This window comes from Pradoshia sp. TA40_28, from assembly GCF_059694525.1.
In genome coordinates this window covers 139,526-157,890 of sequence record NZ_JCATZO010000005.1, presented here as the reverse complement: position 1 = coordinate 157,890, position 18,365 = coordinate 139,526, and the positions used below count along the sequence as shown (strand labels likewise).

Sequence of the window (18,365 nt, the reverse complement as noted above, 5' to 3'; positions counted from 1 at the left end):
TTTGTTGAAGATGTCTGGTGAGCAAGTATTGACTTGCCGGCATCTTTTTTTGAAGGCTGTTTTCGTATCATTATTGCTATTTTGGCAAACTCTTTGGAGGTGCTAAAATAGAACAAATTGGGAAATGGAAAAGGAAAGTGTAAACGACTATTGTTAGAATTAGTAAATATAATAATAGGAGAAATCTAAAATGACTCTTTATATAAGTACAGAATTAAATAATAAGGATAAACAATATATTGATGATGAACTTTACAGATTTAATTTAAAGCACTTTCCAAAAGATTTGAGCGGTAGATATGAAGAAATCTGTTTATTTCTCAAGGATGATAGCGGCAGTGTTCGTGGTGGAGTCCTTAGTGAGATCTGTTGGAATTGGTTAGAGATTCATACTTTTATAATTGATGAAGACATAAGAAAATCAGGGTATGGAACTAAGTTATTATCAAAGCTAGAGGAAATAGCTTCAGAAAAAGAATGTGATTTCATAAAAGTAGATACTTTGAGTTTCCAAGCATTGGATTTCTATAAAAAGAATGGGTATCAAGTTTTCGGAAGTATAGATAATGTAGGTAGGGATTTTAAACATTATTACTTAAAAAAAGATTTATAGAATAAATAGAGCCCTCTCATTATTGAACTAAGTCTTCAGTTCAATAATGAGAGGGCTCCTTTATTATGCAGGTGGACTGATCTACCGCCTCGCTTTTTTGCCTTACTATCAACTATTTCAAGCCCTTTTAAAGGTCTCAACATTTCAACGATATTTCCTCCGCCTGTTATAAAGGTTGAAGTCTAATGATTTTGTACTTTATTCATTCTCACCATTCTCATGGGAGTTTCGGACATGTAGATCTCTTTCGTTTTCAATTATTTTTAAAAGGATTTCCCAAAGTTGTTCTTGAATGACGGGATCAGACGTTATTGGTTTAATTTTTTCCCATAAGTGATGAATTTCATTTTGCCTCATGTTTTTCTCCCCATTTTCGCTTTACCATCTTTTTGGAAAGCGTTTTGATAATTCGATTCGGATGTGAATTGGATAATTCCTTTAATAATTTTGAAGCAATTTGTCCGTCTGTTGTTTCCTCTGGATTTTGAATGATTAATATATGGGCCAATGAAGAAATAGTTGATAGATCAGAACTTTTTATTTTCACCAATAGATTAGCCATTTTTAGGTCACTGGGTGAATTTTTTAATTGGGACAGGGTGGAAAGAGAATATGTAAGCTCCTTATTTAAGTCACTCGCCATTTCATGAATTTTATCCTGTCTATTTGAACTCGGTGAAGTCATATGCATGTTCCTTTCTAAAAAGGTGGTCTCTGCTTTTTCGATTTTACTATAGGCTTATTGATGAGTAAATGAATGAGCTTTCCCCTTCTACATACACGTTCGAGGTTTTTCTTTTAATATGTAAAATTATTAAAAAATGTAAAATTTATGAAACTATCCGTAATATTCATTCGTATAAAATGGTAAGATTATCCTGGGAGGTAGATATGATGTTCGAGTTTTTTAAACGAATCAAGACGGTTGTGAGTTCCGAATTGTATGCTCTCATCGAGAAGGCTGAGGATCCCATTAAAATGGCTGATCAATACCTAAGAGAAATGAATAACGAAATAGAAGAAGCTGAGAAGACAACCGCAAAAGTGATGGCAGAGGAAAAATTGACATACAGAAAAATTACGGATTTGCAAAAAATGATTGAAAAACGGAATACACAAGCTTTAGAAGCAATTCAGGCTGGTAAAGAAGAACTAGCTAAGCAAGCATTGAAAAACAAGCTTCAGCTTGGCCAAGAGCTTGCTGGACTGGAGAATTTGCATGAACAAGCTAAACAAAATGTTGCTGATTTGCGCAATCGTTTAGCGGAAATGAAGGCAGATTATCAGGAGCTAGTGAGGCGAAGAGATACCTTACTGGCCAGGACGCTTTCTGCTAAAGCACAAACATCAGTAAATCGTTCTTTCCACACAGGAAATCGAACTTCAGCCAAAGCTGGTTTTGAACGAATGGAACAGAAAGTGATGGAATATGAAGCAGAAACAGAAGTCAGCAAAGAGCTAAGAAGTAACCACTTAGAACTAGATAGGGAATTCAAGAAAATGGAGACTGAGAAATTAATTGATTCGGAGTTACAAAAGTTAAAAGATTCATTAAATACTGAACCAAAATAATGGAAAAAGAGTTGATAAACATGGAAATTCTAGGGCTAGGGTTAGCTGATTTTTTCTTATACTCATTAATCATTTGCGGCATATTTACCTGTATCTTTATCTTATTTAATGATGTATTTGCCGGTTTTGACCTTCCTGATTTTTTAAATCCAACCCTTATTCTCTGTTTTTTGACCATTGCAAGCGGATCAGGGTATGTGCTTGTTTCATTAACATCACTGCAGGCACTGCCCGTTTTTTTACTCTCCACTGTTACTTCTTTTATACTTGTCGCCCTTATTAATCTATTCGTTTTGGTGCCTGTTTCAGCGGCCCATGAATCCTTAACGATTGACGAGGTAGACTTAAAGGGGCGTTTGGGAATAGTGATTACCTCCGTACCTATTGATGGATATGGTGAAGTATTAATAACCAGTAAAAGCGGATCTTTTTCAAAGCCGGCCTTAAGTTTTGATCATGAAGCGATTCCTTCTCAGACAAGAGTATTAATAATTGATATCCAAAATGGTGTTTTACATGTAAGTCCCCATGAAGAAATAAATGAACTTGGATAGGAGAATGAGAGCATGACATTAATATACGGTATTATTGGTGCAGTGGTATTTATTTTATTAGCCCTTATAGGAGTTTTTGTCACAAAATATAGAACAGCCGGACCCGATGAAGCGTTAATTGTTACCGGCAGTTACTTGGGAAGTAAAAATGTACATGTTGATGAATCCAGCAATCGAATCAAAATTGTACGTGGAGGAGGTACCTTTGTTCTGCCAGTATTCCAACAAGCTGAGCCCTTGAGCTTATTATCCAGTAAATTAGAGGTCTCAACTCCGGAAGTATATACCGAACAAGGTGTACCAGTTATGGCCGACGGCGTGTCAATTATTAAAATAGGAAATACCATTTCTGAAATTGCTACGGCTGCAGAACAATTTTTAGGGAAAACGAAGGATGACCGTGAGCAGGAAGCAAGAGAAGTATTGGAGGGTCATTTACGCTCCATTCTTGGTTCTATGACTGTTGAGGAAATTTATAAAAACCGTGAAAAGTTTTCACAGGAAGTGCAACGAGTTGCCTCGCAGGATTTAGCGAAAATGGGATTAGTCATCGTGTCCTTTACGATTAAAGATGTTCGTGATAAAAATGGATATTTGGAATCACTTGGTAAACCGAGAATCGCTCAAGTGAAAAGAGATGCAGATATTGCTACAGCTGAAGCGGATAAAGAGACGCGTATTAAGAGAGCTGAAGCTTCGAAGGAAGCTCAAAAAGCAGAACTTGAACGTGCGACGGAAATTGCAGAAGCTGAAAAAATTAACCAATTAAAAATCGCTGAATTTAGACGTGAACAAGATATTGCGAAAGCAAAAGCCGACCAGGCATATGATTTAGAGACGGCACGCTCTAAGCAGGATGTTACGGAACAAGAGATGCAAATTAAAATCGTTGAGCGACAAAAACAGATTGAATTAGAAGAAAAAGAAATCTTACGTCGTGAAAAGCAATATGATTCAGAAGTAAAGAAAAAAGCGGATGCTGATCGCTATGCAGTTGAGCAAGCGGCTTCTGCCGAAAAAACAAAGCAATTAACGGAAGCAGATGCTAATCAATATCGGATTGAAGCGATGGCGAAAGCCGAAGCAGAGAGGGTACGTTTAGATGGTCTCGCTAAAGCTGAAGCACAGAGAGCGCAAGGGGTATCCGAAGCTGAAATCATTCGTTTAAAAGGTTTGGCTGAGGCGGAAGCTAAGCAAAAAATCGCAGAAGCTTTTGAGCAATTTGGTCAGGCAGCTGTTATGGACATGATGTTAAAAATGCTTCCTGAATATGCAAGAGAAGTGGCAAAACCGCTCAGCAGTATCGATAAAATTACAATCGTTGATACGGGAAGCGGTGGTGTTAACAGTGGCGCCAATAAAGTGACTGGCTATGCCACTAATTTAATGGCTACTTTACAGGAGTCATTAAAAGCATCCTCAGGTATCGATATGAAAGAATTAATTGAAAGCTTTGCCGGCAAAAGTACCGGGAGCACTTCCAGAATTAATCTAGAAGAAGAGCTGGCGAAAACGGAGATTCCTATCGTAAAAGGATTGGATCGTACACCAGAACAACTATAAATAGTAACAGCCTGAGTTCTTCCTGAGCTCAGGCTGTTTTTCCGTTTCCCGAATTTTATATGATGATGATCATTTTCATCATCCTGTTTCTGAAACACGTTGAATAGACATTTCTAACTCTATTTCCACATTGCCTTTAACTGCCCGACTGATCATGCAGGAGGTTTCAGCTTTTTGGGCAAGTTTTCGAGCCAGCTCAATATCGTTGTCTGTTGCCGTGTCTTTTAGGATGATGAAGGGACGATGAATAATTTTTTTGTAGGTAAATACACCATTTGTTACATCTACAATTCCTTCTGATTGTAAACGTAGTCCTTCTTTTTCTAATTGGCTGCGTTCCATCATCGCCGCTAAGGTGATGATATAACAAGTTGCTGCAGCACCGAGCAACATTTCATCCGGATTTGTACCAACTCCGGGGCCATCCATTTCTTCGGGTATAGATATTTTGGTATTTAAGTTTTTAGTATGTATTTCCCCGCTATCATTTCGTAATCCGGGCCAATCAGCTTCTAAAATAAAATGATGCTCCGCCATTTTATCATCCCCCTTGTTCTTATCCACTAGTATCTATTTTAAAGTTTAAATGAATAAAAATCCTGCAAGTTGCTTAAATGAAACCATTTGGAATCGTCATGGATTTGGAACCAGAATGATAATCCCATCCTGTTTTTTAGAATCGACCTACAAAATATATGAATTGTATCAGATACAGCCAATATATGACCAGTTACGTCTTTCGTTTTGGTGAAGGTTTCTCGTATTTATCAATTTTAGAAATCTATGTTGAAAAAATACGATTTTTTATAAAACAATATTTTACAAAGTGTATTTTATGTTTGACATATTGCTGACACATTATATGATTATAGTATTGTGAGTAGATATCATAAATATTATTTCGATAGGAGTTATACTATGACCAACGAAAAGAATACACCGGAGACAGATAACCGTGATACTGAAATGAAAACAGTAGGCACAAAAAAACCTAAAAATAAAAAAATGATTGCTGGGATAGTCGGAGCTGTAGTTTTGGTAGGGGCTATCGCCGGCGGTGCTTATGCTTATACAAAATCTCAAACAGTGGGCAGTGTCAATGGAGACCGTATTACTAAAAGTGAATTGTATGACACTATGGCTAATGTGTACGGTTCATCTGCTGTAGATAGCTTAATAACGATGAAAGTTATTGAAAAAGAAGCAGAAGAGCGTAATATAAAAGTTAAGGATAGTGAAATTAACGAAGAAGTAGATGCTTATAAAGAAAGCTATGGTGGAGAAGAGGCTTTAGTTTCAGCACTCGAATCTAGCGGTTTATCTCTTGATGATTTGAAAGAAGACATTGAGGTAAATATTAAAATTGAGAAGTTAATGCAGGAAGATATTGAAATCACAGAAGATGAAGTAAAAGCCTATTATGAAGAGAATAAAGCAAACTATGATCAACCTGAACAGGTAGAGGTTAGCCACATTCTTGTTGAAGATGAAAATACTGCAAAAGATTTATTGAAAAAAATCAAAGCTGGCGAGGATTTTGCTGAATTAGCCAAAGAACATTCTACTGATACAGCATCTGCTGAAAATGGTGGAGAGCTTGGATATATTTCTGAAGGAGAAATGGTAGAAGAGTTTGAAAAAGCAGCATTCGCTTTAGAAGTTGATGAAGTAAGTGATGTAGTTAAATCTGAATATGGCTACCATATTATCAAAGCTACAGGACACAAAGCGGCTAAAGAATCCACTTATGAAGAATCAAAAGAGGATGCTAAAGAAGCAGCTCTAAGTGAGAAAATCTCTTCTGAGTACAGCACTTGGTTGGAAGAATTAAAGAAAGATTATAAAATTAAAAATAAATTTGAATAATATTCTACTATATTTAGAGAGCAAGCCGACAATCGGCTTGCTCTTTTTGTTGGACAAGCAGAAATTTTTGAACTTTCTAGCATATGTATATATAGTATAGTAGTAACTAAATTTACCAGCTTATAGATTATGGAGGTGTATGTATGGATCTTTTTGAGGCCATTAAAACAAGAAGAAGTGTTGGCAGGGTAAAAGAGAACTCGGTACCTGATGAACTTATACATAAAATAATTGAAGCAGGAACTTGGGCGCCGTGCCATCATCGGACGGAACCATGGAAATTTTTTGTTCTAAAAGAAGATGGACGAAAAATTCTAAGCGATACTTTAGTAGGTATTCTGAAGTCAGAAATGGAAGACCCTGAATCAGAGGATAGCAAAAAAAGGTTGGAGAAAGTCAGCAAGAATCCATATCGTGCTCCTGTCGTCATTGTAACAGCAGTAGAACCTGTGATAAATGATAAGGTGTTAATCGAGGAGGAATTTGCGGCTGTGCATGCTGCTACACAAAACATGCTGCTTGCTGCTCATGCGCTTGGGCTAGGTGCAGTATGGAGAACTGGTAAACAATGCCATGATAAACGAATGAGCCAAGCTTTCAACCTTTCTGAAGATGGGGCTGTAACCGGGTTTATATATATAGGATATCCAGATATGACTCCTGGTAAAGCTGCCAGAAAATCAGTCGATGAAGTGACCACTTGGATCAATGAAGATAAATAATGAATTCCGGTATGAAGAATAGAATTCTCTGTGCCGGTTCTTTTTTTTGTCTCCTATTATTTTAGGTTATAAGTGGACATTAAGTATATTAATCTGATAAACTTAGTATGATATAAACTACTATTAAATTAAGGAGGGGTATACATGGATCGCGCCTTTTTACTACTGCATGGACTTGGCGGAAGTGGGCCTGAACATTGGCAATCCTGGCTTTATCAAAGATTAGTGGATGCAGGAGAAACAGTTTTTTATCCCACCCTTCCTGAGTTTGATGACCCTCATATAGGTGAGTGGCTCCAAACATTAGATGATACAATGGAAACTATTTCTTCTAAAAATATAACCGTTATTGCTCATAGTTTAGGATGTATACTATGGCTTCATTTTATCGTAAAGAATGGTCATCATAGGCTAAGTGAACGGATTAAACGGGTGATTTTAGTGGCACCACCTTCCCCTTATTTAAAGCATGAAATCATTCAAAGGTTTTTCCCCCTGCCTATTAAGGGTAAGGAATTAATACAGCCTAATCAGGAGCTTCTGCAAATTCAATCTACAAATGATCCTTATTGTTCTGTGGAAGACAGTCAATATTTTAAAGATTTGGGGATTAGACAGCTTTTGGTTGTGAATAAAGGACATATCAATATTGACTCCGGTTTTGGAAAATGGCAATGGATTCTAGATTATTGCTTGGATTTAAACCAGGATTTTGCAGTTAAAGAAGGCTGAATCAATGCATTAGGAAGGTGACTGAATCTATGAATATACTTATAGTAGGTGCGAACGGACAAATCGGGAATCAATTAGCCCATCTTATTAAGGACGATGGACAACATACTGTTAGGGCAATGATTAGAAAGAAAGAGCAGGCCGAATCATTCGAAAGCAAGGGAATCCAAACTGTTCTAGCTAATTTAGAGGATAGTGTAGAGAACTTGGCAAAGGCGATTGAAGGTTCTGATGCAATTTGCTTCACTGCGGGGTCTGGAGGAAGCACAGGACATGATAAAACCCTTTTAATTGATCTTGATGGAGCTGTGAAAATGATGGAAGCGGCAGAAAAGGTTGGCGTCAATCGGTTTATTTTAGTCAGTGCACTGCAGGCTAACAATCGTGAAAACTGGAGTGAAGAAATTAAGCCATACTATGTAGCCAAGCATTATGCAGATCGGTTATTAGAAAGCAGCAATTTAACTTATACAATTATCAGGCCTGGAGGTTTATTGAATGAACCAGGTAATGGGAATATTCATGTAGGAGATACAATTAAGAAAGGTACAATCCCACGTGAGGATGTGGCCCGCACTATTTTAGCATCTCTTACAAATGAGGCGACCTATAATCGTTCTTTCGACCTAATCTCAGGTGATCTTTCAATAGAAAAAGCTCTCGAAAACTTATAAAACTTGTCGAAGCAGTTCAGTGTTTTAGGCTGAACTGCTTTTTTTTGTTGTCATAAAAAGACAAATGGGTAATCGACTCAAATTGTCAAAATTTTTGGTCATTGACAGTGTGCGGGTAGAGATGATAGGTTGAGATTGGGTTAAATACACCAAAAATCCATTCTGTCATATAGTAGTTTTTGTATCTGTAAATCCGGCTTAAAAGGTTTATTCTTACCAGGGGAGGGAGAAGAGTGGACTATAACTTATATAAACCCAAGCGTCATTGGAGTGAGATCGAGTTATGGAAAGACGTAAGAGATGATCAATGGAATGATTGGATATGGCAGTTAACCCATACCATCAAAACATTGGATGATCTAAGAAAAGTGATTAATCTGACACCAGAAGAAGAGGAAGGTGTTCGGATTTCCACTAAAACCATACCATTAAACATTACCCCCTACTATGCATCTCTAATGGATCCAGATGATGAACGTTGCCCAATCCGTATGCAATCAGTCCCGATTGGCCAAGAACTTCATAAAACGGTGTATGATCTAGAGGATCCTCTGCATGAAGACGAAGATTCTCCAGTGCCGGGATTAACTCATCGTTATCCGGACAGAGTGCTATTTTTAGTTACAAACCAATGCTCGATGTACTGCCGGTATTGTACAAGAAGAAGATTTTCGGGTCAAATTGGTATGGGTGTACCAAAGAAACAATTAGACAAAGCAATCAACTACATCAGTCAAACACCAGCTGTCCGAGATGTCCTAATTTCAGGGGGAGATGGTCTCCTCATTAATGACAGCATTTTAGAGTATATTTTAAAAAACTTACGCGCTATCCCTCATGTAGAAATCATTCGTATTGGAACAAGAGCCCCGGTCGTATTTCCGCAACGAATTACAGAAGAATTATGTACCATTCTTAAAAAGTATCATCCCGTTTGGTTGAATACACATTTTAATACATCGATTGAAATTACAGAAGAATCAAAGCGTGCTTGCGAGATGCTGGTTAATTCGGGAGTGCCTGTTGGCAATCAGGCAGTTATTTTGGCTGGTATTAATGACAGTGTGCAGATTATGAAAAAGTTAATGCATGACTTAGTTAAAATAAGAGTCCGGCCTTATTATATCTACCAATGTGATCTATCTGAAGGAATTGGTCATTTTAGGGCTCCTATTAGTAAAGGGTTAGAAATTATGGAGGGGCTTCGTGGCCATACGAGTGGATATGCAGTACCTACTTTTGTGGTTGATGCACCAGGCGGCGGCGGGAAAATACCGCTTCAACCGAATTACATTATCTCAAAAAGCTCAAATAAAGTGATTCTCCGAAATTATGAGGGAGTGATTACTTCCTATCCTGAACCCGAGGGTTATGTATCTGGTCGTGCCGATGACTACTTTAAACAAACCTATCCAAACGTATATGAAGATTATAATAGTACAGGAATATTATCTATCATGGATGATTCTAAGTTTACGATTACACCAGAAGGGTTGGAGAGATATACGAAGCGGAATGTTTATCAACAAAATCCGGAACATACAACCCTCAAGAACCAGCGAGATAAACGTGATGAACTAAAGGAAAAGAAATTTAAAGCTCAGCAAACGAAAGAAATAAAAACCGATCAAGAGGATTCAAAAGTATGAAATGCCTTTGGTGTGAAACAGATGCTGCAGTCGAGACAAAGAGTACGGTATTTTGGGAATTACCAGATGGCACGCAATCCCTAGAAATAAGAGAAACACCTACTATTTATTGCTCCCAATGCCAAATGGAATATTTAACTGATGAAATGACTGAAGAAATAGAGGATCATTTACTGCTCATCAATACAAAACAGTTGCCTGGTTCCATTTCCTTTGAAAAATTAATGGGAATTCCCCGTTTATTAAAACGGAATTATTTTAAATAACCAAAATATATATGTAAGCGTTTACAAATATACTTGAACGTCAAAGAAAGCATGATTCTTTGGCGTTTTATTAAATCATTTTTCATTATGGATGGGGGTGGGTAAATTGAAGCCGGTATTGACCGCGGATGAAGCCATTTCTTTACTGAGAGATGAAAACCGGATAATGGTTGGCGGGTTTGGCTTGGTAGGTTGTCCATTAACATTGGTTCATTCCCTTGATTTAAAGGACTTAAAGAACCTGGAAATTATCAGTAATAACCTGGGTGAACCAGGCAGGGGGCTTGGAGTTCTTGTTCAAAAAAAGAGAATAAAAAAAGGAATTGGTTCGTATTTTACCTCCAATCCAGATGTAGTGGATGCCTATCTTAGAGGAGAGATTGAGATAGAACTATTGCCGCAGGGCACGTTAGCTGAAGCAATCCGTGCGGGAGGTGCCGGAATACCAGCATTCTATACACCTGTAGGAGTAGGCACTGAAATAACAAAAGGAAAAGAAGAAAGGATTATAAATAATAAAAAGTATATTTTGCAGAATTCCTTAACAGCTGATTTTTCGCTCATTAAAGCCTATAAAGCAGATACACAAGGTAATCTGATCTATACAAAATCAGCTCGCAATTTTAATCCAGCTATGGCAACGGCAGGCAGGATTGTCATAGCCGAGGTTGATGAAATTGTAGAAACAGGGGATCTCAATCCGGAAGAAATTATCACCCCTCATTTGTATGTTGATTATTTAGTGGTAAAGGAGATGCCAGTGTGAACCCAAAAGAGAGGATAGCGAAACGTGCAGCACAATTCCTTGGAAATGGTGATATCGTCAATTTGGGGATTGGGATTCCTACCTTGGTTGCAGATTATATTCCAGCTCATTTGTCTATATTTCTCCATACCGAGAATGGTATTTTGGGAGTTGGCCCAACCCCAGTAGAATCGCCGGACCCAAACCTAGTCAATGCAGGAAAGCTTCCTGTCACTGTCCTTTCGGGTGCGTCTTATTTCGATAGCCCCTCTTCTTTTGCAATGATTCGGGGTGGTCATATCGATATTTCGATATTAGGAGTTTTGCAAGTTGATGAAAAAGGCAGGATAGCGAATTGGGCGGTGCCGGGAAAAGCGGTTCTCGGTGTTGGTGGTGCGATGGATTTATTAGAGGGATCTAAAAAGATTATTGTAACGACCTTACATACAACGAAAGCAGGTAAGTCCAAGTTTGTAAGGAAACTCCATTATCCGCTGACATCTGAACGGAAGGTAGATTTGATTATTACAGAACTAGCTGTGTTTGCTGTTGATGGTGAAGGCCTTGTTTTAGTGGAAACGGCACCAGGCATAACGATAGCTGAGGTCAAGGAGAAAACAGAAGCAACATTCAGAGTGGAGCTGGACGGTAGCCATTCAAACTTTAAATAAATCATCTTAATCGAACCTAACCATAAAGCTCTTAGTCTTGAAGTGGGTTTTTAAGCATATCTTTTATGTAGGAAATACTAAACTATCACCTCTTTTGAAATGGAGAGACCGCGATGGCTGACCATGTATTCCATCGAGATTTTACTCATGAGTATCCTATTATCACGCATGGGAAAGGGATTTATTTATACGATAAGAATGGCAATCGATATATGGATGCCTGCTCTGGTGCTGTTGCCGCTAATTTAGGACACGGGAATCAAACGATTGCGGACGCGATGGCTGAACAGGCTAAAAAGGCAGCCTTTGTTCACACAATGCGGTTTGAAACCGAAGTATTATTTCAGTTGGCTGAGAAAATTGTAAAGATTTCCCCACTTTCTTTGAATAAAGTTTATTTTACCAGTGGCGGGTCAGAGGCGAATGAAAGTGCGATTAAACTTGCTAAACAATACCATAAAGGAGCCGGCAATCCTGAGAAACATATCGTGATCGGCAGATGGCAATCCTATCATGGCAATACGTTAGGGTCTTTGTCAGCTGGGGGAGATAGTAAAAGACGACAATTATACACTCAAAATCTTCTGGACTTTAAGCATGTCTACTCTCCAAATTGTATTCGCTGCCCTTATCAAAGGCAGATAGATGAGTGCAATCAACAACGTAATTGGTCATGTATTAAGGATATCGAGAAATTAATTATTGAAGTAGGGCCGGAACAAATATCTTCGTTTATAGCCGAACCAATTGTTGGAAGTCAATTAGGCAGTGTTAGCCCGCCAGATTCATATTTTAAAGAGATTAGAAAATTATGTGATGAATACAATATCATTTTGATAGCAGATGAAGTGATGACGGGATTTGGAAGAACAGGGACTCATTTTGCTGTAGAGCATTTTGATTTTATACCGGATATTATTACGTTTGGCAAGGGAGTATCAGCCGGTTATTCACCTCTTGGTGGAATGATTGTTCACGACAAGTTGGTTGAAGGCCTTATTCAAAACAGCGAAGGTAAATTCGCACATGGATATACATACAGCGGCCATCCCGTCTCGGTTGCTGCGGGTTTGGCCGTTTTAACGATATTGGATGAAAATAATGTCCTCGCTAATGTCAACATTCAGGGTGAATACTTGCTTGAACAACTAAGCAAGCTTAAGGAACGATTCCCTATTATTTGGGATGTAAGAGGGAAGGGGCTTTTGCTTGGAATTGAGCTTGTTTCTAATCAAAAAGGAGACCCATTCCCTGCTGCCGTCGCTGCTTCTCAGGAAGTTAATCGGATGGCTATGCAGTTGGGAGCGGTCTTTTATCCTGGTGCAGGCTCGATCAATGGGTATGAAGGAGATCATTTATTAATTGCTCCACCCTTAACGGTAACCAAGAAGGAAATAGATGAAATTTTAAACATCCTAGAGCAAGCTCTGCAACAATTTATTCATTCGAGGGGGTAAGGTATGAGTCCGTCTAACAAAGTAAGTGAATTAACAGATAAGGCAAGGAAGCATCTATCTCCTGTTAGTACAAGAGTGACAGAATTGATCATTGATCGAGGGAAGGGAGCCCGATTCTGGACTAAGGATGGGGAAGAATATATCGATTTTGTTTCAGGGGTTGCTGTTAATGTATTGGGGCATTCTCATGAAAAGATTGTTCATGCGATTAAACAGCAAGCAGATCGGCTCGTGCATTTTGGATTGAATTATGGCTATTACGAATCGGTGATTGGTTTGGCTGAGAAATTAGCACAAATCACGCCAGGTACTTTAGATACTGTCTTTTTTTCCAATTCAGGCGGTGAAGCCATTGATGGGGCATTGAAACTAGCGCGTGCGGCAACTTGCCGACCAGGAATTATTGCGTTTAACGGTTCCTTTCATGGACGTACGATGGGGGCAACGTCTGTAACAGGATCAAGCAGTAAATATAAAAAGCTCTATGAACCACTGGTAGGTGAGGTTTATCATACCCCCTATCCTTATCCAGGTTTAGTAAAGGGTATTGATGATGCTGATTTGACAACCTTTTGTCTCAATCAATTATATTCTGTATTTGATTTGCATATCGATCCATCCAGAGTGGCTGCTATCCTCGTTGAACCGGTTTTGGGAGAAGGCGGATATTATCCTGCACCGCCTGAGTTTTTACAGGAATTAAGGAGGATTGCGGATGAGCATGGAATCTTATTGTTATTTGATGAGGTTCAGTCAGGATTTGGCAGAACGGGACGGATGTTTGCTTCAGAACACTCCGGCGTAATTCCCGATATTCTCGTTTTAGCAAAAGCTTTGTCCGGAGGTATGCCGCTTGGTGCAATTGTAGCAAACAGGGATTTGCATGCTAAGTGGCCTGTAGGGGGGCATGGATCCACCTTTGGCGGGAATCCGATATCATGTGCGGCAGCTCTGGCAAGTATTCAGGTTATTGAAGAAGAAGGATTGGTCAATCGGAGCAAGGAGCTTGGCGGGCAAATTGTAACTAGACTTCAAACTAGTTTGCAAGGCTATGAACCTATTAAAGAAATTCGCGGGATTGGCATGATGATTGGAATTGAATTTAACGAATCAGCGGCGAAGTCGATTGTGCCGCTTATTAAAGAACGATGTTTGAATCATCATTTATTAATTATGAATTGCGGTGTGAATGGGCAAACCATCAGACTGATGCTGCCATTAAATATACCTACCCATGATTTGAATGAAGGTTTAACCATTCTTGAGAAAGTGATTGAGGAAGTGGTAAGGGAGGGAGATACGTAAATGGCTAAGGTAATGAAACAACAACTTTATATGAATGGTCAATGGGCTGCTGAGGCTGGCCAGGATTATCGAGAGAGTATAAACCCTGCTACGAATGAAGTTGTGGGGAAGTATGCAATTGCAACAAATAGCCAAGTTGACACAGCAGTAATGGATGCAAATGCGGCCTATAAAAGCTGGAGGCGAAGACCTGCACCGGAGCGAGCCGCATTTTTATGGAAAGCGGCTGGATTATTCGAGCAAAAAAGAGAATACATAGCTGAGGTCATGACACGAGAAATGGGGAAGGTTCTGGCGGAAACCCGTGGGGAAGTAAATGTTGTAATAGAAACATGCCGGTATATGGCAGGAGAAGGACGCAGAATGTATGGGGAAACCATCTCCTCAGCCAGCCACAATCGAACAATCACGATGATTCGGGAACCGATTGGAGTAGTCGCGTGTATTACTCCGTGGAATTTTCCGATTGCTCTGGCAGCTTATAAAATATGTGCGGCCCTAATTAGCGGAAATACAATTGTCTGGAAACCTGCTTCAGACGTTGCACTCTCAGCCGGTCTTTTTACTCGAGTTTTCCATGAGTGCGGTCTTCCGAAGGGGGTTCTAAATCTTATTACGGGAAGCGGAGGGCAGGTCGGGAAGCAATTGGCTGAACATGAAGATGTTAAAATCATATCTTTTACCGGGTCAACTGAGGTCGGTGTACAGCTTTCTCAAGCAGCAGCCAAACAATTGAAGCGGATCTCCCTTGAACTCGGCGGAAAAAATGCAGCTATTGTTTTCAGTGATGCAGACTTGGACTATGCTGCGGAATGTATTGTGAAAGGAGCTTTCGGAACGACAGGTCAAAAATGTACAGCGACAAGCCGGGTTATTGTAGAACGTTCTGTGAAGGACGCTTTGCTTAAACGAGTTGTAGAGTTAACCATGAATTTAAAAATCGGCAATGGACTTTACGAAAATGTGGATATAGGTCCTTTGGTGAATAAACAGCAATTGGAAGTAGTTGAAGATTATGTGAAAAAAGCACTCGATGATGGTGCTTTGCTTGAATGCGGAGGGAAAAAGCCGGATAATCTGGAGGGGAATTTTTTTGAACCAACTATTTTCAGCCAAGTGAAACGAAATCATTCTATTGCTAATGAAGAAATATTTGGTCCTGTTCTTGGCTTTATAGAAGTCGATAGCTACGAAGAAGCGATTGAGGTAAATAACGATACAAAATATGGACTGTCTACATCCATTTTTACAAAAAGCCTCTCCCACGCTAATCGAGCAGTTGCCGATATAGAAAGTGGTCTCGTTTATGTTAATAATGGGACTGCAAACGCAGAAATTGGTGTGGCGTTTGGCGGGATGAAGTTTTCCGGTAATGGTCATCGTGAAGTATCGCATCATGCTCTGGATAGTATGACAGAATGGAAGTCGGTATACATGAATTATTGATTGGAGGGATTTGCTAGTGAAACGGTTGAGGATTGGAATAGCTTTTTTCTATCATGAATCCCACAGCTTCTCCCCCAAAAAAACAACCATTCAGCATTTTAAGAATGAAGCTTATTTTAAAGGGAATGAAATTTTTGATGTCTATACGAACACGAAAACGGAGGTTGGCGGATTTATAGATGTTTTAAAAAAACATGATCAGGTAGAAATGGTTCCTATCCTGTGTGCGGCAGCCATACCTTCGGGTCCAGTAACTCACGAGACATATGAACATATAGAGACAGAAATGCTGAGTTTAATAGATCAAGCCGAGAAGTTGGATGGCTTATTAATCGCCTTGCATGGGGCCATGGTGATTGAAGGAATAGAAAGGGCAGAAGAATGTTTGCTCTTAAAAATAAGAGCAAAGCTTGGAGAAACTATTCCGATTGCTACAACATTGGATTTACATGCTAATATAAGTCCAAAAATGGTTGATATTACGCCCTATCATTTTGGATTTAAAACGTATCCACATATAGATATGTATGAGCAGGGAGTTAATGCGGCAAATGCCTTGATGAATCATATATTATGGAGTCAGCATGATGAAGCGATATGCGTGAAAATCCCCATGCTGCTGCCTTCTGTTAATATGAGAACAAATGAAGGACCAATGGCTGTAATGATTGAGCTCGCTCAACGTTATGAAGAGATAAATGGAATCGTTAATATTTCTGTTTTTGGTGGATTTCCTTATTCAGATGTTTTGTGCGCAGGTGCGTGTGTGATCGTAATAGCCGAAAATAAAGCGGTGGCAGAACATGCAGCCATTGACTTGGCCAAATATTTTTGGGAATTAAGGCAGGATTTTATAGTCCGTTTGCCAGGAGTTAAAGAGGCTTTTCAGCTTGCTTTTTCAATGGATAAAAATGAGCCGATTGTACTGGCTGATATTTCCGATAATCCGTTGAGCGGAGGGAGTGGAGACACAACCAATCTTCTGCGTGAATGTTTGCGCTTCAATCAAGAACTGACCCTTTTTGGAGGATTAACAGATCCAGAGGCAATTGATATATGCAGAAAAGCAGGAGTCGGGTCGACTGTTTATCTTTCTTTAGGGGGGAAAACATCACCGGAATTCGGTTTGCCTGTTAAGGTTCAGGCAACTGTTACTAAATTGACGGATGGTGTATTTTATAATAGTGGCCCATTCAACAGGAATCTGAAGGTGGATGTTAAGGGAGCTTGTCTGATTAAGGTAGGGAATATCGATATTCTTCTTATTGGGAGACCAATGTCTGCCAATGATCCTGAATTGTTTCGCCATATTGGGGTTGAACCGAGCAATTATCAATATTTGATATTAAAGGCAAAAAATCATTTTAGGGCAGCATTTGATCCACTCATTGGTGAGGTCATTTATGTCGATGCACCAGGCGTCGCTACCAATAATATTGTTCAGTTGCCATATAAAAAAATCCCTGCAGATATATGGCCTCTTAAAAATATAGAATTTATACCATGAGCAGAGGTGAAGGAGAATGAGTCAAACGAATTCGATGTATTACATTGAAGTACCTGAATTTTTAACGCCGGCACAGCAGCAAATGCTGATGGAGCTGGAAAAGGATGCTTTCCCGGGGTTGGGTGCGGTTGATGAACAAACGCTTGTCCCACTAGCCAGATACGGAAAAATACTGCTTTGTAGACAACAGGACGATGATCGGCCAGTAGCGGTATGTGAATGTATGAGAGATTATAATCAGCCAGATAAAGCCTATATATTTGGATACTATGTACGTTCTGATCAACATGGAAAAGGCTTGGGTACAAAATTTTTACATGAGGTATTGAACATTCTGAAGGCTGATGGGTTCCAAAAAGTCAGTTTAACAGTGAGCGAGGCAAATACGGCTGCTGTGAAATTATACAAAAACCTTGGTTTTATGGTAAAAGAATTAAGATACGGTGAATTTGGGGCTGGGGAAGATCGGCTGTATATGGAGATCAGTTTATAATGGCAATGGTCAAGGAGACGTGCGAACTATCGCACGTCTTTATATATGAACATGTAAAATAGATTCGTATATAAAAATAATTACGGGGAAGTACAGTTAACATTAAAAATGTAAAGCGAAATAAAGGATCATAATAATGGTAATTGAACTTATGAGGGTGGGAATATATTGTTTAGATTCTTTTATGAACATCCACTCTAAAAATGTTTGGAAACTAAATAAGACCGTAAGAAAAAGAATCAAATATAGGTGTGAACTTATAAATGGTATGAAACAGATAAAAATGACTACAATGATGGTTCGTCCCCATCGATCTATCCGTTTACCCGCGGTTTTAGAAAGCGGTTTTCTTTTTATTCCAAGGAATTTTTCTATGCCTTTTTCCAATAAAAAAACGAGTAAAAATAAAAGGATAATAATCAAATAGTGGTTCACACATATTACCTCATTTCAATTTTTCATTTAGGCAATGAAAGTTCGACATATTATGCAACTAATTCGCTAAACAGAATAGAAAGTCCTCTTTTTGG

The 18,365-nt window shown here is 39.0% G+C and carries 21 protein-coding genes; 17 read left to right on the top strand and 4 right to left on the bottom strand.

What is annotated here, in order from left to right:
* Nucleotides 1-190 precede the first annotated feature (190 nt).
* A complete protein-coding gene (locus AC58NB_RS08590; protein WP_497426415.1) occupies nt 191-613 on the top strand; it encodes a GNAT family N-acetyltransferase in 423 nt (140 codons plus the stop codon).
* Between the two features lie 198 nt (nt 614-811).
* Here the strand turns inward: AC58NB_RS08590 and AC58NB_RS08585 are convergent, their stop codons facing one another.
* Both AC58NB_RS08585 and AC58NB_RS08580 read right to left on the bottom strand, forming a co-directional pair.
* Nucleotides 812-970: a hypothetical protein gene (locus AC58NB_RS08585; protein WP_497426414.1), complete on the bottom strand. Its 159-nt coding sequence runs from the start codon at nt 968-970 to the stop codon at nt 812-814.
* Complete coding sequence (locus AC58NB_RS08580) at nt 957-1,304, bottom strand: hypothetical protein (RefSeq protein WP_497426413.1); 348 nt, start codon at nt 1,302-1,304, stop codon at nt 957-959. Before AC58NB_RS08580 ends, AC58NB_RS08585 begins: the two co-directional genes overlap by 14 nt.
* 203 nt (nt 1,305-1,507) lie before the next feature.
* Here AC58NB_RS08580 and AC58NB_RS08575 point away from each other — a divergent pair, with 203 nt between their 5' ends.
* The 3 genes from AC58NB_RS08575 to floT are packed head-to-tail and all read left to right on the top strand — an operon-like array spanning nt 1,508 to nt 4,302.
* Nucleotides 1,508-2,185 carry a PspA/IM30 family protein gene (locus AC58NB_RS08575; RefSeq protein WP_497426412.1) on the top strand — a complete coding sequence of 226 codons (678 nt, stop codon included), beginning with the start codon at nt 1,508-1,510 and terminating at the stop codon, nt 2,183-2,185.
* 20 nt (nt 2,186-2,205) lie between these two features.
* The gene (locus AC58NB_RS08570; protein WP_497426411.1) at nt 2,206-2,739 is read left to right on the top strand and encodes an NfeD family protein; all 534 of its coding nucleotides are present in this window, start codon (nt 2,206-2,208) and stop codon (nt 2,737-2,739) included.
* A gap of 12 nt (nt 2,740-2,751) precedes the next feature.
* Nucleotides 2,752-4,302: a flotillin lipid rafts scaffold protein FloT gene (gene floT, locus AC58NB_RS08565; RefSeq protein ID WP_497426410.1), complete on the top strand. Its 1,551-nt coding sequence runs from the start codon at nt 2,752-2,754 to the stop codon at nt 4,300-4,302.
* A gap of 78 nt (nt 4,303-4,380) precedes the next feature.
* On the opposite strand, the gene AC58NB_RS08560 is transcribed toward floT, so the two are convergent.
* On the bottom strand, nt 4,381-4,839 hold the full coding sequence (locus AC58NB_RS08560) for an OsmC family protein (RefSeq protein WP_497426545.1): 459 nt from the start codon (nt 4,837-4,839) through the stop codon (nt 4,381-4,383).
* A gap of 429 nt (nt 4,840-5,268) precedes the next feature.
* On the opposite strand from AC58NB_RS08560, the gene AC58NB_RS08555 reads away from it, so the two are divergent.
* The 13 genes from AC58NB_RS08555 (at nt 5,269) to AC58NB_RS08495 (ending at nt 17,835) form a co-directional block, all read left to right on the top strand.
* A complete protein-coding gene (locus AC58NB_RS08555) occupies nt 5,269-6,168 on the top strand; it encodes a peptidylprolyl isomerase (protein WP_497426409.1) in 900 nt (299 codons plus the stop codon).
* 143 nt (nt 6,169-6,311) lie between these two features.
* Nucleotides 6,312-6,890 carry a nitroreductase family protein gene (locus AC58NB_RS08550; RefSeq protein ID WP_497426408.1) on the top strand — a complete coding sequence of 193 codons (579 nt, stop codon included), beginning with the start codon at nt 6,312-6,314 and terminating at the stop codon, nt 6,888-6,890.
* A 144-nt stretch (nt 6,891-7,034) separates the two neighbouring features.
* Nucleotides 7,035-7,622 (top strand): RBBP9/YdeN family alpha/beta hydrolase, encoded by a 588-nt coding sequence (locus AC58NB_RS08545; protein ID WP_497426407.1) that lies wholly within the window; start codon nt 7,035-7,037, stop codon nt 7,620-7,622.
* Between the two features lie 29 nt (nt 7,623-7,651).
* Nucleotides 7,652-8,296, top strand: coding sequence for an SDR family oxidoreductase (locus tag AC58NB_RS08540; RefSeq protein WP_497426406.1), 645 nt, complete (start codon nt 7,652-7,654; stop codon nt 8,294-8,296).
* Nucleotides 8,297-8,529: 233 nt separating this feature from the next.
* Nucleotides 8,530-9,945 (top strand): lysine 2,3-aminomutase, encoded by a 1,416-nt coding sequence (kamA, locus tag AC58NB_RS08535; RefSeq protein ID WP_497426405.1) that lies wholly within the window; start codon nt 8,530-8,532, stop codon nt 9,943-9,945.
* Nucleotides 9,942-10,211, top strand: coding sequence for a YokU family protein (locus tag AC58NB_RS08530; protein ID WP_497426404.1), 270 nt, complete (start codon nt 9,942-9,944; stop codon nt 10,209-10,211). The genes kamA and AC58NB_RS08530 overlap by 4 nt, the downstream gene beginning before the upstream one ends.
* Nucleotides 10,212-10,317: 106 nt before the next feature.
* A complete protein-coding gene (locus AC58NB_RS08525) occupies nt 10,318-10,977 on the top strand; it encodes a CoA transferase subunit A (protein WP_497426403.1) in 660 nt (219 codons plus the stop codon).
* Nucleotides 10,974-11,627: a 3-oxoacid CoA-transferase subunit B gene (locus AC58NB_RS08520; RefSeq protein WP_497426402.1), complete on the top strand. Its 654-nt coding sequence runs from the start codon at nt 10,974-10,976 to the stop codon at nt 11,625-11,627. The genes AC58NB_RS08525 and AC58NB_RS08520 overlap by 4 nt, the downstream gene beginning before the upstream one ends.
* Nucleotides 11,628-11,740: 113 nt before the next feature.
* Complete coding sequence (locus AC58NB_RS08515; protein WP_497426401.1) at nt 11,741-13,084, top strand: aminotransferase family protein; 1,344 nt, start codon at nt 11,741-11,743, stop codon at nt 13,082-13,084.
* Between the two features lie 3 nt (nt 13,085-13,087).
* The gene (locus AC58NB_RS08510) at nt 13,088-14,389 is read left to right on the top strand and encodes an aspartate aminotransferase family protein (RefSeq protein ID WP_497426400.1); all 1,302 of its coding nucleotides are present in this window, start codon (nt 13,088-13,090) and stop codon (nt 14,387-14,389) included.
* The gene (locus AC58NB_RS08505) at nt 14,390-15,835 is read left to right on the top strand and encodes an aldehyde dehydrogenase family protein (protein WP_497426399.1); all 1,446 of its coding nucleotides are present in this window, start codon (nt 14,390-14,392) and stop codon (nt 15,833-15,835) included.
* A gap of 16 nt (nt 15,836-15,851) precedes the next feature.
* Nucleotides 15,852-17,342, top strand: coding sequence for a M81 family metallopeptidase (locus AC58NB_RS08500; protein ID WP_497426398.1), 1,491 nt, complete (start codon nt 15,852-15,854; stop codon nt 17,340-17,342).
* A 16-nt stretch (nt 17,343-17,358) separates the two neighbouring features.
* Nucleotides 17,359-17,835 carry a GNAT family N-acetyltransferase gene (locus AC58NB_RS08495; protein WP_497426397.1) on the top strand — a complete coding sequence of 159 codons (477 nt, stop codon included), beginning with the start codon at nt 17,359-17,361 and terminating at the stop codon, nt 17,833-17,835.
* A gap of 102 nt (nt 17,836-17,937) precedes the next feature.
* Here AC58NB_RS08495 and AC58NB_RS08490 read toward each other — a convergent pair whose 3' ends face one another.
* Complete coding sequence (locus AC58NB_RS08490) at nt 17,938-18,270, bottom strand: DUF4181 domain-containing protein (protein WP_497426396.1); 333 nt, start codon at nt 18,268-18,270, stop codon at nt 17,938-17,940.
* Nucleotides 18,271-18,365 lie beyond the last annotated feature (95 nt).

Coding starts and splice junctions, on each gene's coding strand:
- AC58NB_RS08590 (WP_497426415.1), top strand. CDS start 191: ATGACTCTTTATATAAGTACAGAATTAAATAATAAGGATAAACAATAT.
- AC58NB_RS08585 (WP_497426414.1), bottom strand. CDS start 970: ATGAGGCAAAATGAAATTCATCACTTATGGGAAAAAATTAAACCAATA.
- AC58NB_RS08580 (WP_497426413.1), bottom strand. CDS start 1,304: ATGCATATGACTTCACCGAGTTCAAATAGACAGGATAAAATTCATGAA.
- AC58NB_RS08575 (WP_497426412.1), top strand. CDS start 1,508: ATGTTCGAGTTTTTTAAACGAATCAAGACGGTTGTGAGTTCCGAATTG.
- AC58NB_RS08570 (WP_497426411.1), top strand. CDS start 2,206: ATGGAAATTCTAGGGCTAGGGTTAGCTGATTTTTTCTTATACTCATTA.
- floT (WP_497426410.1), top strand. CDS start 2,752: ATGACATTAATATACGGTATTATTGGTGCAGTGGTATTTATTTTATTA.
- AC58NB_RS08560 (WP_497426545.1), bottom strand. CDS start 4,839: ATGGCGGAGCATCATTTTATTTTAGAAGCTGATTGGCCCGGATTACGA.
- AC58NB_RS08555 (WP_497426409.1), top strand. CDS start 5,269: ATGAAAACAGTAGGCACAAAAAAACCTAAAAATAAAAAAATGATTGCT.
- AC58NB_RS08550 (WP_497426408.1), top strand. CDS start 6,312: ATGGATCTTTTTGAGGCCATTAAAACAAGAAGAAGTGTTGGCAGGGTA.
- AC58NB_RS08545 (WP_497426407.1), top strand. CDS start 7,035: ATGGATCGCGCCTTTTTACTACTGCATGGACTTGGCGGAAGTGGGCCT.
- AC58NB_RS08540 (WP_497426406.1), top strand. CDS start 7,652: ATGAATATACTTATAGTAGGTGCGAACGGACAAATCGGGAATCAATTA.
- AC58NB_RS08530 (WP_497426404.1), top strand. CDS start 9,942: ATGAAATGCCTTTGGTGTGAAACAGATGCTGCAGTCGAGACAAAGAGT.
- AC58NB_RS08515 (WP_497426401.1), top strand. CDS start 11,741: ATGGCTGACCATGTATTCCATCGAGATTTTACTCATGAGTATCCTATT.
- AC58NB_RS08510 (WP_497426400.1), top strand. CDS start 13,088: ATGAGTCCGTCTAACAAAGTAAGTGAATTAACAGATAAGGCAAGGAAG.
- AC58NB_RS08505 (WP_497426399.1), top strand. CDS start 14,390: ATGGCTAAGGTAATGAAACAACAACTTTATATGAATGGTCAATGGGCT.
- AC58NB_RS08495 (WP_497426397.1), top strand. CDS start 17,359: ATGAGTCAAACGAATTCGATGTATTACATTGAAGTACCTGAATTTTTA.